This is a genomic window from Arthrobacter sp. Y3221087 (genome assembly GCF_059089905.1).
Genome location: NZ_JBNHFE010000011.1, coordinates 18,348 through 31,453, shown reverse-complemented (window position 1 = coordinate 31,453; position 13,106 = coordinate 18,348). Strand labels below are relative to the sequence as shown.

14 protein-coding genes and 1 tRNA gene are annotated in these 13,106 nt (G+C 65.9%); 1 reads left to right on the top strand and 14 read right to left on the bottom strand.

Annotated features, from left to right (window positions below; translation table 11 throughout):
- Nucleotides 1–108 precede the first annotated feature (108 nt).
- From AC5RUO_RS19275 to gcvH, 4 genes are all read right to left on the bottom strand, one after another.
- Nucleotides 109–612: a bifunctional nuclease family protein gene (locus AC5RUO_RS19275; RefSeq protein WP_494104385.1), complete on the bottom strand. Its 504-nt coding sequence runs from the start codon at nt 610–612 to the stop codon at nt 109–111.
- On the bottom strand, nt 612–1,328 hold the full coding sequence (ftsR, locus tag AC5RUO_RS19270; RefSeq protein WP_133352406.1) for a transcriptional regulator FtsR: 717 nt from the start codon (nt 1,326–1,328) through the stop codon (nt 612–614). Before ftsR ends, AC5RUO_RS19275 begins: the two co-directional genes overlap by 1 nt.
- Nucleotides 1,329–1,351: 23 nt before the next feature.
- Nucleotides 1,352–1,828: an FHA domain-containing protein gene (locus tag AC5RUO_RS19265; protein ID WP_494011977.1), complete on the bottom strand. Its 477-nt coding sequence runs from the start codon at nt 1,826–1,828 to the stop codon at nt 1,352–1,354.
- A gap of 156 nt (nt 1,829–1,984) precedes the next feature.
- On the bottom strand, nt 1,985–2,371 hold the full coding sequence (gcvH, locus tag AC5RUO_RS19260; protein WP_009358597.1) for a glycine cleavage system protein GcvH: 387 nt from the start codon (nt 2,369–2,371) through the stop codon (nt 1,985–1,987).
- 165 nt (nt 2,372–2,536) lie between these two features.
- On the opposite strand from gcvH, the gene AC5RUO_RS19255 reads away from it, so the two are divergent.
- A complete protein-coding gene (locus tag AC5RUO_RS19255) occupies nt 2,537–3,406 on the top strand; it encodes an Fpg/Nei family DNA glycosylase (protein ID WP_494104384.1) in 870 nt (289 codons plus the stop codon).
- 80 nt (nt 3,407–3,486) lie between these two features.
- Here the strand turns inward: AC5RUO_RS19255 and AC5RUO_RS19250 are convergent.
- The 10 genes from AC5RUO_RS19250 to AC5RUO_RS19205 form a co-directional block, all read right to left on the bottom strand.
- A tRNA-Pro gene (locus AC5RUO_RS19250) sits at nt 3,487–3,563 on the bottom strand.
- Nucleotides 3,564–3,695: 132 nt separating this feature from the next.
- Complete coding sequence (gene der / locus AC5RUO_RS19245) at nt 3,696–5,246, bottom strand: ribosome biogenesis GTPase Der (protein ID WP_009358989.1); 1,551 nt, start codon at nt 5,244–5,246, stop codon at nt 3,696–3,698.
- A gap of 10 nt (nt 5,247–5,256) precedes the next feature.
- The gene (locus tag AC5RUO_RS19240) at nt 5,257–5,937 is read right to left on the bottom strand and encodes a lysophospholipid acyltransferase family protein (protein ID WP_494104405.1); all 681 of its coding nucleotides are present in this window, start codon (nt 5,935–5,937) and stop codon (nt 5,257–5,259) included.
- 31 nt (nt 5,938–5,968) lie between these two features.
- On the bottom strand, nt 5,969–6,682 hold the full coding sequence (gene cmk / locus AC5RUO_RS19235; protein WP_494011979.1) for a (d)CMP kinase: 714 nt from the start codon (nt 6,680–6,682) through the stop codon (nt 5,969–5,971).
- Nucleotides 6,679–7,791: a prephenate dehydrogenase gene (locus AC5RUO_RS19230; protein ID WP_494011980.1), complete on the bottom strand. Its 1,113-nt coding sequence runs from the start codon at nt 7,789–7,791 to the stop codon at nt 6,679–6,681. Before AC5RUO_RS19230 ends, cmk begins: the two co-directional genes overlap by 4 nt.
- A 3-nt stretch (nt 7,792–7,794) precedes the next feature.
- Nucleotides 7,795–8,982 carry a pseudouridine synthase gene (locus AC5RUO_RS19225; protein WP_494104383.1) on the bottom strand — a complete coding sequence of 396 codons (1,188 nt, stop codon included), beginning with the start codon at nt 8,980–8,982 and terminating at the stop codon, nt 7,795–7,797.
- A 106-nt stretch (nt 8,983–9,088) separates the two neighbouring features.
- The gene (gene scpB, locus AC5RUO_RS19220) at nt 9,089–9,748 is read right to left on the bottom strand and encodes an SMC-Scp complex subunit ScpB (RefSeq protein ID WP_494104382.1); all 660 of its coding nucleotides are present in this window, start codon (nt 9,746–9,748) and stop codon (nt 9,089–9,091) included.
- Nucleotides 9,745–10,557, bottom strand: coding sequence for a segregation and condensation protein A (locus AC5RUO_RS19215; RefSeq protein ID WP_494104381.1), 813 nt, complete (start codon nt 10,555–10,557; stop codon nt 9,745–9,747). The genes scpB and AC5RUO_RS19215 overlap by 4 nt, the downstream gene beginning before the upstream one ends.
- Before the next feature lie 8 nt (nt 10,558–10,565).
- Nucleotides 10,566–11,465 (bottom strand): ParA family protein, encoded by a 900-nt coding sequence (locus AC5RUO_RS19210; RefSeq protein ID WP_133352394.1) that lies wholly within the window; start codon nt 11,463–11,465, stop codon nt 10,566–10,568.
- A 226-nt stretch (nt 11,466–11,691) separates the two neighbouring features.
- The gene (locus tag AC5RUO_RS19205) at nt 11,692–13,041 is read right to left on the bottom strand and encodes a cation:dicarboxylate symporter family transporter (RefSeq protein WP_494104380.1); all 1,350 of its coding nucleotides are present in this window, start codon (nt 13,039–13,041) and stop codon (nt 11,692–11,694) included.
- Nucleotides 13,042–13,106: the final 65 nt, after the last annotated feature.

The following is a 13,106-nucleotide window of genomic DNA, read 5'->3' as shown; positions in this document are numbered from 1 at the left end:
AACTTGATACTTCGACGTTAGGCCCGGCAGGGCCCGAGGTCAAAGACCTTGGAGGCTTTGTGCAGGCGTGTCGAAACGTTCAGCCTTAACTTTAACCTTAACGTGACCTTAGCCGTCGAAGTCTTCAGGCTCCACGTCGTCAAGGAATTCGCGGAACCGCCGGAGCTCGCGCTCCTCATCCACGGTGGGGCCCGGATCGGTGTCCTCGCCCTCGTCGTGCTCGGTGATGCGGACTCCGGCCTCGTCCATCACTGAATCGGCGCACCAGATGCGGCACTTGGCCCGGAGGGCGACGGCGAGGGCGTCGGAGGCCCGGGAGCTCACCGTGGTGCCGTTTTCAAACTGCAGCTGTCCGTAGAAGATGTTGTCCTCAACGGCCACGATGTTGACGCTGACCACGCTGTGGCCGAGCGACTCCACTACATCCACCAGGAGATCGTGCGTCATGGGGCGCGGGGGGATCACACCCTGCTGGGCAAGGGCGATGGCGCTGGCCTCGGGGGTGCCGATCCAGATGGGAACATGCCGTTCCCCGTGCATCTCCCGCAGCAGGACCAGGGGCTGGTTGGAAGGCAGTTCGATCCGAACGCCTACAATCTCGACTTCAATCATCAGATGTCCATGCGTGAGATGTGGTCCTGCACCAGGGCGCGGTGCAGGGTGAGGCAAAGGTCGCTGATCTCACGGGCGGCCTCTGCAGCCCGTGCCTGGGACGCGGAGTCCTTCCGTGACGCAAGTGGTGCCACCGCCCGTTCCACCAGGCCGAACTCGCGTTCCGCCGCCGCCTGGAAGGGGCGCAGGTGCCGGGGTTCCAGCCCATGGCTTTCCAGCTGCACGCAGGCGCGCGCAACCTGGAGGGCGTGTTCGTCGAACATGCCGTTGCTGTGGCTGATGAGCCCGAAATCCAGGAGTGCCTGGAGCAGGGGGACGCTGGCGCCGGATTCCGTGCGGAGCTGTTCCTCCGTGAGCTTGCGCCCGCGGTTCTGCAGCTCTGCGGCCAGCTCGTCGGAGACAATGCGCGGCGAAACCACGACGCCGGGCGGAAGGTTCTCCGGCCGCTCTCCCCTGTCGATGGCGTCAAGGTAGTCCTTGATGACTTTCAGGGGGAGGTATTGGTCCCGCTGCAGCGCCAGGACGAAGCGCAGCCGTTCCACGTCGCCGTCGGAATACTGGCGGTAGCCCGCAGGAGTCCGCCGCGGGTTGATAAGTCCCTTTTCCTCGAGGAACCGGATCTTGGACGCTGTCATGCCCGGGAAGTCGGCGCTCAGCTGCGCGAGGACTTCCCCTATGTTCAGGACCTGCGGTCCCCGGCGTTCCGGTTGTGCCATTGCCACAGGCAGCGGTCCCCGGATCAGCCGCGGCCTGCAGCGGTGGCAGGGCTCAGGTAGAAGGTGAGGCGGAACTTGCCGATCTGGACTTCGCTGCCGGACTTGAGCTCCACAGCGTCCACGCGGTCATGGTTGACGTAGGTGCCGTTGAGGCTGTTCATGTCCACCACCTCGAAGCTCCGGGCAGTACGGCGGAACTCCACATGCCGGCGGGAAACGGTGACGTCATCAAGGAAGATGTCAGCGTCGGGGTGCCGGCCGGCGGTGGTGACGTCCGAATCCAGCAGGAACCGGGCGCCGGCGTTGGGGCCGCTGTGCGCCACCAGCAGTGCGGAACCGGCAGGAAGTGCCTCGACGGAGCTGCGCTCTTCGGAGGACAGCTTGGGGGCGATGGTGGGCTCGTCCCTGACGGGGGTCAGGTTGATGGAGGTGGTCTCCGATGCCTTAGCCGCACCCGTTCCGTATCCCCCATCGGCAGGGTTCGATGTGTGGCCAGCCATGGATTCCTCCTCTTCCCGCTGCAGCCCTCCGGCGTGCAACCAACATTTGCCCTCCGGACCTGCACGGCAGGTCCGGCACCGGCTCCCCATCCGGCCCTTGACGTGCGAAGACGTCCTGCCTGCGACGCGGGGCCGGACCGGATGTACCGGTTAGCTTTAGCCTACCTGTTGTTCGTACTCCGATGCACTGAGCAATGAATCAACGGCGTCGGCCTCGGCGAGTTTGACCTCGATCAGCCAGCCGTCACCATAGGGATCCGTGTTGATCAGTGCCGAATCGGTGTCCAGGGACTCGTTGCGGGCCACGACTTCACCGCTGACCGGGGCGTAGATGTCGCTGACGCTCTTGGTGGACTCCACCTCGCCCACCACTTCGTTTGCCGTAATTTTGGTGCCGATCTCGGGCATCTGGGCGTAGACAACATCTCCAAGCGCGTCCTGCGCAAAGTCGGTAATGCCCACGCGGACCACGCCGTCGGCATTGGGAGCGGAAACCCACTCGTGTTCGGCGGTGTAGGACAGGTCTTCGGGAATGTTGCTCATGGGGGGCCTTTCATCGGGTCAATCTCGAAGGTCACGGGGCCCGGGAAACAGACCGCCGCTGAAAGTATAGGCACATCCGGCGGGGCGTCCACCGGGCTTTCTGACAAGATGGGAGCCATGAGCGTGCGCAACGATGCAGGACGTCCGGGACCCGGCAGGTAGGCCATGCCGGAACTTCCCGAAGTGGCCGGCCTGGCCCGGTTCCTCGACGAGCAGCTGCGGGGCTGCGTCCTCGACAAGCTGCAGATTGTCTCCTTTGCCGTGCTGAAGACGGCGGACCCGCCCTACTCGGCCCTGGCGGGCCGGACAGTGTCCGGGGTCCGCCGGTTCGGGAAGTTCATCAGCATCGACACCGATGGCATCTCCCTGGTGTTCCACCTGGCCCGGGCCGGCTGGCTGCGCTACACGGACTCCCCCGCCACCGGCCAGCTGAAGATGGGCAAGGGCCTCATCGCGGTCCGCTGTACCTTCAGCGGCCCGGACGGGCCGAGGGGGTTCGACCTCACGGAGGCGGGGACGAAGAAGAGCCTGGCCGTCTACGTGGTGCGGGACCCGCAGGACGTGCCTGGAATCGCCACCCTGGGTCCGGATCCTTTCACGGCTGCGTTCGACGCCGGCATGCTGGCTGAGATCCTGGCCGGCAGTTCCCAGCAGATCAAGGGGCTGCTGCGGAGCCAGAGCGTCATAGCGGGCATCGGCAACGCCTACAGTGACGAGATCCTTCACGCGGCCCGGATCTCTCCGTTTGCCACGGCCAAGTCCCTGGACCGGGCGACAGTACAGGTTCTCTATGACGCCATCCACGATGTCCTGGGTGCAGCCCTGGCGGAGGCCGGCGGCAAACCGCCCAAGGAGCTCAAGGACGTCAAGCGGAGCCACATGCGTGTCCACGCCAGGACAGGCCTGCCATGCCCGGTGTGCGGGGACACCGTGCGCGAGGTTTCCTTCGCCGATACCGCCCTGCAGTACTGCCCAACCTGCCAAACGAAGGGAAAGATCCTCGCGGACCGCCGGACATCGAAGTTCCTGAAGTAGGCGGGCTTTCCAGGAGGAGACAGGCCCCTGCACACAAAAAAGCGGAAGCGCCGGAGTTGATGTCCGGCGCTTCCGCTTTTTGGTCGGGCTGACAGGATTTGAACCTGCGACCCCTTGACCCCCAGTCAAGTGCGCTACCAAGCTGCGCTACAGCCCGCTGGTTCCGCCGTTCTCCGCTGATTTCCATCAGCAGTCCGGCCGAACCACCTAGAAGAGCTTACACGATCCGGAAGGGTGCCAGTGACACTTTCGGGGTTTCAGTCCCAACGTGTCGAAGGCAACATCCGGATCAGCGCTTCCGGCCCCGCTTCTCCCGCACGCGCATGCTGACCTCGATGGGGGTGCCCTCGAAGCCGAAGGTTTCACGGAGCCGGCGGGTAATGAAACGGCGGTATCCGGGATCCAGGAATCCGGTGGTGAACAGCACGAACTTGGGCGGCCGGCTGGACGCCTGCGTTCCGAAGAGGATGCGGGGCTGCTTGCCGCCGCGGACCGGGTGCGGGTGTGCCGCCACCAGCTCGCCCAGGAAGGCGTTCAACCGCCCGGTGGGGATGCGCCGGTCCCAGTTTTCCAGGGCCAGGTCCAAGGCAGGCACCAGGCGGTCCTTGTGCCAGCCGGTCTTGGCAGAGATGTTCACCCGCGGCGCCCAGTCCACATGCGCCAGGTCCTGCTCGATCTCGCGCTCCAGGTAGCGGCGGCGCTCGTCGTCAAGCAGGTCCCACTTGTTGAAGGCCAGGACCAGGGCGCGGCCGGACTCGATGGCCAGCTGCAGGATACGGACATCCTGCTCACTAAGGACTTCGTCCACGGCGAGGAGCACGACGGCGACCTCCGCCTTTTCCAGCGCGGCCTGGGTCCGGAGCGAGGCGTAGTAGTCCGCGCCCTGCGCCATGTGCTGGCGGCGGCGGATACCGGCCGTGTCCACGAAGCGCCAGGTGCGCCCACCGAGTTCGATGAACTCATCCACGGGGTCGCGGGTGGTTCCGGCAGTGTTGTCCACCACCACGCGCTCGGATCCGGCCAGCTTGTTCAGCAGGGACGACTTGCCCACGTTGGGGCGCCCGATCAAGGCGATCCGGCGCGGCCCGCCGGAGCGCTCCAGGCCTTCGATGGTTGAAAATTCCGGCAGCACGTCCATCACGTGGTCGAGCAGGTCCGCTACTCCGCGGCCGTGGAGCGCGGAGACGGGGTACGGTTCGCCGAAGCCAAGGCCCCACAGAACGGCGGAATCGGCCTCCTGCGCGAAGTCGTCCACTTTGTTGGCCACCAGGATGACCGGTTTCTTGCTGCGGCGCAGCATCTTCATCACGGCCTCATCGGTGGCGGTGGCACCTACGGCCGAGTCGACGACGAACAGGACCGCGTCGGCGAGCTCCACAGCCATCTCGGCCTGCTCCGCGACCCGGGCGTGGATGCCGCGGGCGTCGTGCTCCCAGCCGCCGGTGTCCACGAGGGTGAAGTTGCGGCCGTTCCAGTTCGCGGAGTACATGACGCGGTCGCGGGTCACGCCGGGGGTGTCCTCCACCACGGCTTCGCGGCGGCCCAGGATGCGGTTGACCAGGGTGGACTTGCCCACGTTCGGGCGCCCGATGATGGCCAGGACCGGGTCAAGCTTGACCGGGCCTTCGAAGTCCTCGTCGCCGTACTCCCCGCTGAGCAGGGCGGCGTCTTCCTCATCGAGGTCGTAGTCTTCCAGGCCGGCCCGGAGGGAGGCGGCGCGCAGCTCGGCCTCGTCGTCGTCAATGGCTGCCAGCCGTTCGGCCACCTGGTCGGTGCCCGTGGGCGTGTATTCGTCTTCGCCTGGGCCCGAGAGGCCGGGGGTCTGCGTGGTGTCGCTCATTGCACTGTCCTTAGTGGTCATCTGCCGGCGTCCCGGCTACTGCTGTTAAGTCTTTGGAGGTTTCGGCGAAAGGCAGGGGCTGGCCGCTGAGTTGGACGCTGTCCTGGACGTGCCCTGCCAGTGCCGCGCGGATCTCCTGCGCCGCCCTGTCCATTGAAGCACGGCCGCTTTCGCCGGCCCGGCGGCCCAGGGTGAGGGCTGTGCCGAAGCTGACGTGGAAGCGCCGGCCGGGCGGCGGCACGAAGTCAAGGTGCTCCTTCCCGGTCCGGGTGCCAAGGATCGCCACCGGCACCACCGGGGCTCCGGTGTTCAGGGCGAGCCATGCAACCCCGCCGTTGATTCCGGAGGCTTTCCCGCTCCCCCGGGTTCCTTCGGGGAGGATCCCCACGCAGCGGCCGGCGTCGAGCAGTTCCCTGCTGCGCTTCAGCGCGGCCCTGTCACCGCGCCGGTCAACGGGCAACTGGCCGGAGGCGGCCAGCACCCGGCCCAGGAAGCCCTTGAACATTTCCCGCTTGACCAGGATATGCATGGGCCGCGGCGAGGCGCCGAACATCACGGGACCGTCCAGGAAGCTGATGTGGTTTCCGGCAAAGATCACCGGACCCCCGGTGGGGATGTTCGCCTTGCCGGTGACGGTGGTCCGGTAGAGGAGGTGGTCCAGGACCCAGCCCACCGGCCGGCTCCAGGACATGGTCCAGCCTGACGGGACGCCCGGCCTGGCATCAGTCACGGTTGAGGACCTTGGTGACAATGACCAGGGCAGCGTCAACGGTCTGCTCGAAGTCCAGGTCAGAGGAATCCAGCGTGACCACGCCGTCGGCCGCCTGCGTGAAATTCACCACGGTGGAGTCCTTGGCGTCCCGGTGGGTCACCTGCGCGGCCAGCTGCTCCGCGTTCTGCGTTCCGCCCAGCTGGATCCCGCGGCGGCGCAGCCGCGCTTCCTCGCTGGCCGTCAGCAGCATCCGGACTTCCGCTCCGGGCGCGACGACGGTGGTGATGTCCCTGCCTTCCACCACCATGCGGCGGTGGTGCTTTTCGATCAGCTCCCGCTGCCGGCGGATGAGTTCGGTCCTGGCACCCAGGGTGGTGGCAACGGCGCTGACGGCCGACGAGATGGCCGGCTCCCGGATCGCGTCCGTGACGTCCACCCCGCCCACCCGCACGAATTCCTGCTGTGGGCTGGTGCTCAGCTCCAGCACGAGGTCGCGTGATGCCTGTTCCACGGAGGCGGCATCGTCCAGTTCGATTCCGTTGGTAACGCAGTACCAGGTCAGCGCGCGGTACATGGCCCCGGTATCAAGGTAGGCAAGGCGTAGCCTGCGGGCCACTTCCTTGCTGACGCTGGACTTGCCGGATCCTGAGGGGCCATCAATGGCAACGACCAGCGGCCTGCCGATACGCAGCCCGGGCATGGTGTCGAGAAGTTCCTGTGTCATGACTGAAGTACCCGCCATCCGCGGTCGTTTAATGCTTCGATCAGGTGGTCGTGCTTGTTCGGCAACACTGACAATTCCACCATGCCCACGTTCTGTCCGGATGAGTGGTCCAGCCGCAGGTCTTCAACGTTAACGCCGATTTCACCGATCTCGGTGAGCAGCCGGGCGATCTGGCCGGGCTTGTCGTCCACCAGGACCGTCAGCCAGGAATAGGCCTGCGGCGGGCCGCCGTGCTTGCCGGGGATCCGCGCCTGGCCTGCGTTGCCCTCGCTCATCAGCTGCGCGAGATCAAGGCGCGCACCGGGGGCCGTGGGCTGTTCCAGCGTGTTGATCAGGCGGTTCAGGTCCTCCCTGACGCCGTAGAGGATCTCCACCACCTTGGCCGCATTGCCGCCCAGGATCTGCACCCACAGCGTGGGATCGCTGGCGGCGATCCGGGTGACGTCCCGCAGGCCGTTGCCGGCCAGGGACAGGGCGTGCAGCGGGGTTCCCTGCAGCCTGCTGGCCAGCAGTGAGGACATGACCTGCGGCAGGTGGGACACCAGTGCCACGGCCTCGTCGTGTTCGTCAGCCGTGAACTGTGAAACAACCGCGCCAAGGTCGGTGGCCAGGGACCGGGCAGTCTGCAGGGCGGCTCCGGAGGTTTCCTCGGAAGGGCACACCACCCAGGGCATAGAGGTGAACAGCTCACCGCGCGCGGCAACCGGTCCGGACTTCTCCCGCCCTGCCATGGGGTGGGTGCCCACGTAGCGGGATAGGTCCACGCCACTGCTCCGCAGCCGGGCGAGGATGTCCGCTTTCACGCTGGCGATGTCCACCACCACCGAATCCGGGTAGTCCGCAAGGGCCTGGCGCACCACCTCCGCCGTGACGTCAGGCGGCGCAGCAACCACCACGAGCTGGGGCCGGCTGCTGCCCAGTTCGGACAGCGGACGGCCGGCACCGATATCAACTGCCACGGCCTGGTTGGTTGGCGAGGGGTCGGACAGGAAGACCGGCACTCCGCGGCCCCGCAACCCCAGGCCGATGCTGGCTCCGAGCAGGCCGGTGCCGAGCACCACCACCGGACCGTCCAGGTGCCCGCGGCCCTGGCTCTTGAAAGCGGACACGGCTCAGAGTCCTACGGATGCCAGCAGGTGGCCAATCTCCTGCTTGCCGAGGTTCCGGATGCTGCCCTGGCGCTGGTCCCCCAGTCCGATGGGGCCAACCTTGACCCGGACCAGCCGCTGGACCGGGAAGCCGACGGCGTCGAACATCCGGCGGACAATGCGGTTCTTACCCGAGTGCAGCACAACTTCGATCAGCACGTGGCCGGGCGTGGAGTCAACCAGCCGGAAGGAGTCCACGGAGGCAAGGCCGTCCTCCAGTTCAACACCGGCCTTCAGCTGCGCGCCGATCCCGTGGGGGAAGGGGCCGCGGACCTGGACCAGGTAGGTCTTGGGGACTTCGTAGGAGGGGTGGGTCAGCCGGTTGGCAAGTTCGCCGTCGTTGGTCAGCAGCAGCAGACCCTCGGTCGCAACGTCCAGGCGGCCCACGTGGAAGAGCCGCTCGCCCTTGTTCTTGGTGTTCTTAAGGAAATCGCTGATGCACGGCCGGCCCTCGGGATCCTCCATGGTGGAGACAACGCCCTTGGGCTTGTTGAACACCATGTAGACCAGGTTTTCGTCCAGCTGGATCCGCAGGCCGTCAACGTGGATGACGGCAGTCTTGGGATCCACGCGTACACCGAGTTCGGTGACCACCTGGCCGTCCACCTCCACGCGCCCTTCGGCGATCATTTCCTCACAGACGCGGCGCGATGCCACGCCGGCGGACGCCATGACCTTTTGCAGGCGGATGCCATCGGCGTCGTGGAGTTCCGACTGCGGCACGTCGCGGCCGGGCCCCTTCCGGCGCGAGGGCTTGCGGAGCGGGCCGAGGTTCTGGCCGAAGCGTTCGCTGCCGAAGGCGCGCGAAGCGGCGGCACCCGGTGCCGCGGTGCGGGGCTTGGCCTTGGGCGCACCCGGGGTTCCGGGAGCCTTCTTCGAACCGGGCTTGCGCGCTGACGGCTTCCGCGACGACGGTTTGGCGGGCTTGTCAGTAGCGCCGCGCCCCTGGCGAACGCCGGCTTCATCGGGATCGACGAAACGTTCCTCGCGCGGCTTGGGTGCCCGGTGCGGGCGTTCGCCGCCGAATCCTGTGGCGCGCTTTGCTGCCCCTCCCCGTGAGCCGCCGCCGGTGCTGCCTCCGGGGGTATTGCGTTGTGGGAGATTGCGTCCCGAACCGCTGCGTGGTGAACCCTGGCGTCCCGCCTGTGTCATGACCCGTCCTTCAATGTTCCTGGCTGTCAAGGGTGTCCAACAACAACCCTAGCCAGCCCTGCAGATTTACTCTGCCCTGATAAATAATTCCTGTGCAGGCCGCGGCCTACATTCTTTCAGCGTCGTAGAACTCCGCGATGCCTTCCAGCCCCGGCAGATGCGGGGACAGCTGCGGCAGGTCCGCCACTGAGCTGATTCCCAGACGCTCCAAAAAGTAGGAGGTGGTCCGGTAAAGGATTGCCCCGGACTCGGGATCCGTTCCCGCGTCCTCGATCAGCCCGCGCTGGGCCAGTGTCCGTACAACAGAGTCAACGTTGACGCCGCGAATCGCAGACACCCTTGCCCGGGAAACCGGCTGGCGGTAAGCAATGACCGCGAGTGTTTCCAATGCCGCCTGGGTGAGTCTGGCAGTCTGCCCTTCGAGCACGTATTTGCCGACGATGTCAGCAAATTCTGCCCGCGAGTAGATGCGCCAGCCACCGGCGATGTTCCGCAATTCAAAACCCCGGGGGCTGGAACCAAAACCAGGCGTGCTGGCCGTTTCCGTATCCGGGGCCTTACCAGTATAGCCGTTATACTCGAGCGCCAGTTCAGCCAGCAGGGTTTTGACGTCGTCGACCGTCAGGTCGAGCCCGGCGGCCAGTTCCTCCTCGGTGGCCGGCTGGTCGAGGACCATCAGTACTGCCTCCAGTGCAGCCTTGGCCCCGCCGGGCAGGTCATGGACCGACTGCCCGGGCATTGAGCCGTCCGGCAGCTGCTCGTTCATGCTTGCACCTCGTATTCCTCGCTCAGGTTTTCGGCTGACCAGTCCCCCAGCCCGGCGGCCCAGTGGACGGCCAGGTCGGCCAGGGGTGAAAGCTGGTCGAAGGAGACCGCCTTGTCCCGGTAGAGCTCCAGGAGCGCCAGGAAGCGGGCCACCACCACCAGGGTGGAGTCGGCGTCGGAAATCAGCGCCCGGAAGGTCTGCGGCGAGTCCTGCTGCAGACGCAGTCCCAGGATCTCCGCCTGCTCTTTGACGCTGACCTGGCTGCCGTGCAGGTGGGCGGTCCCCACCTCGGTGGGTTGTGGGGCTTTGGGCCGGAGGGCCGCCCCAGCCAGGGCGGCGAACTGTTCCGGGGTGTGTTTCCACACCAGTTCGGGCAGCATCCGCGCGAAGTGTTCCTCCAGCGCCACCTGCCTGGGGAGGCGCTGCCCTTCCTGGTGGAGGGTCTCGCCCAGCAGGCCTGCCACGTGCTTGAAGGCCTTGTACTGGAGGAGCCTGGCAAAGAGCAGGTCGCGGGCTTCGAGCAGCGCAATGTCCTCGTCATCCTCCACCTCCCCGGCGGGCAGCAGCCGGGCGGCCTTGAGGTCCAGCAGCGTTGCCGCGATCACGAGGAATTCGCTGGCCTCGTCGAGGGCCCATTCCTCGCCGAGTTCCTGCAGCTTGCGAATGTACCTGATGAATTCGTCGGTCACCGTCGCGAGCGCCACCTCGGTGATGTCCAGCTGATGCTTGGCGATGAGGCCCAGCAGGAGGTCGAAAGGACCCGTGAAGTTGGCCAGCCGCACCTCGAAGCCGGGCTTGGGGTCGGCCACGGCTATGGCTACGGCGCTCCGCCGCGCGAGATCAGTTCCTTGGCGAGCCGGCGGTACGCGTCGGCGCCCACGTGGGTGGCGGCGTAGCTGGTGATGGGTTCCGCAGCGACGGTGGCGTCGGCGAATTTGATGGACCGCTTGATCACGGTTTCGAAGACCTTGTCCCCGAAGGCCTCCACCAGCCGGGTGATGACTTCACGGCTGTGCAGGGTGCGGGCGTCGTACATGGTGGCGAGGACGCCGTCCACCTGCAGGCGGGGGTTGAGCCGGTCCTGGACCTTGTCGATGGTTTCCACCAGCAGGGCCACGGCGCGCAGGGCGAAGAACTCGCAGATCAGCGGGATGATGACCCCGTGTGCCGCGGTGAGGGCGTTGACGGTCAGGAGGCCAAGCGACGGCTGGCAGTCGATGAGGACGACGTCGTAATCGTCTTCGACCTTCTTCAGCGCCCGGTCCAGCACCTGCTCGCGGGCAACTTCGTTGACCAGCTGGACTTCGGCTGCGGAGAGGTCGATGTTGGCTGGCAGCAGGTCCACGTTGTCCACGCCCGTCTGGTGGATCGCCTGTCGGATGTCCACCTTGCGGTCCATGAGGACGTTGTAGACCGTGAGGTCCAGCTCGTGCGGATTGACGCCCAGGCCGGCGGACAGCGCACCCTGCGGGTCGAAGTCCACCAGGAGCACCCGGCGACCGTACTCGGCCAGGGCCGCTGCCAGGTTGATGGTTGAGGTGGTCTTGCCGACGCCGCCCTTTTGGTTCACCATGGCGATGACGCGGGCCGGACCGTGGGAGGAAAGCGGCGCGGGCTCCGGGAACTCGCGGTATGGGCGCCCCGTGGGGCCCATCACCGCGTTGTCCAGGTCGAATGCGGTGCCTTCCAGAGTTGCTGAACCCTGTTCGCTGCTCACGTATCTGTCCACACTTTCGATGACGGGGATGTCCTGCCGCTGGATGGCCAGCGCCGTTCCTTCTTCTCCCCAAGGCTACAGGGGCCGACACGGTATTCGACGGAACTTGACTTTCCGCGAATGGTGAGCCTGACCCTCTAGTAGAGGTCGAAGGTTGTCCGTCCGCGTACGCAAAACCGCCCCCGCAGCGTTGGCTGCGGGGGCGGTTTCCAGTAGCGGGCCGGGGTCAGGCGTTGACCGGAACCGGGCGAGCTTCGGCCTGCTCCGGAGCGGGATCACCATGGTGGTGGGCCAGCATGGTTGCTTCGTCGAAGGGCTCCTGGCCGGAGAGGACGCTGTCGACCTGGCTGCCGTCGATTTCCTTGACCCAGGTGCCGATCAGGACGGTGGCTACGGCGTTGCCGGTGAAGTTGGTCAGCGCACGGGCTTCGGACATAAACCGGTCAATGCCCACGATCATGCCCACGCCGCCCAGCAGTTCCGGCTTGTGGGCCTGCAGGCCCGCAGCCAAGGTGGCAAGGCCGGCACCGGTGACACCGGCGGCGCCCTTGGAGGCGATGATCATGAAGATCAGCAGGGAGATCTGTGCGCCGAGGTCCAGCGGAGTTCCCATGGCGTTGGCAACGAAGAGGGATGCCATGGTGAGGTAGATGGCCGTGCCGTCAAGGTTGAAGGAGTAGCCAGTGGGTACGGTCACGCCCACAACCGGCTTGGAGACGCCGAGGTGCTCCATCTTTGCGATCAGGCGGGGCAGGGCAGCTTCGGAAGAGGATGTGGAGAAGATCAGCAGGTACTCACGGCCCAGGTACTTCATGAGCTTGAAGATGTTGACTCCGGACACAATCTTGAGCAGACCGCCCAGGATGATGACGATGAACAGTGCGCAGGTGATGTAGAAGGCGGCCATCAGGGTGAACATGCTGACGATGGCCTGGAAACCGGTGGCTCCCACGACGGCGGCGATGGCACCGAAGGCGCCCACGGGGGCCAGCCACATGATCATGATGAGGATACGGAACACGACAGCCTGGCCGTGGCCGATGGCCTTGAGTACCGGCGCGCCCTGCGGGCCCATCTTCTGCAGGGCGAAACCTACGAGGAGCGCGGCAAAGAGCGTCGGAAGGACCGGAATGTCGCCCGGGATGATCCCGAGGAGGAAGGCGACGGTGCTGTCCACTTCCGCCTTCTTGGAAGGATCGTACGGCGCCAGCTTCAGGCCCTCGCCCGGGTGGATCAGGTTGCCAACCACCAGGCCGATGGCGAGCGCGAACGTAGACATGAGCACGAAGTATCCCAGTGCCAGGCCACCGACCTTGCCCACCGTGGCGGCCTTGGCGATGGAACCGATGCCCAGGACGATGGTGCAGAAGATGATGGGCGCAATCATCATCTTGATCAGCTTGATGAACCCGTCACCCAGCGGCTTGAGCGACTTGCCCACCTCGGGGAACATCAGGCCGACGACGGCGCCGAGGATAACGGCGGCAATGACGGCGATGTAGAGGTAGTGCGACTTGTCGATGCCCTTGCGCCGCGACTTCACGGTGTCGAGCGACTCTCCTCGTTGAGAAGCCATGATGTGTCTCCTTATATGGATAATCTGATAGACGCTGCGGCACATTCTCTGGGCTCCACGCGTCC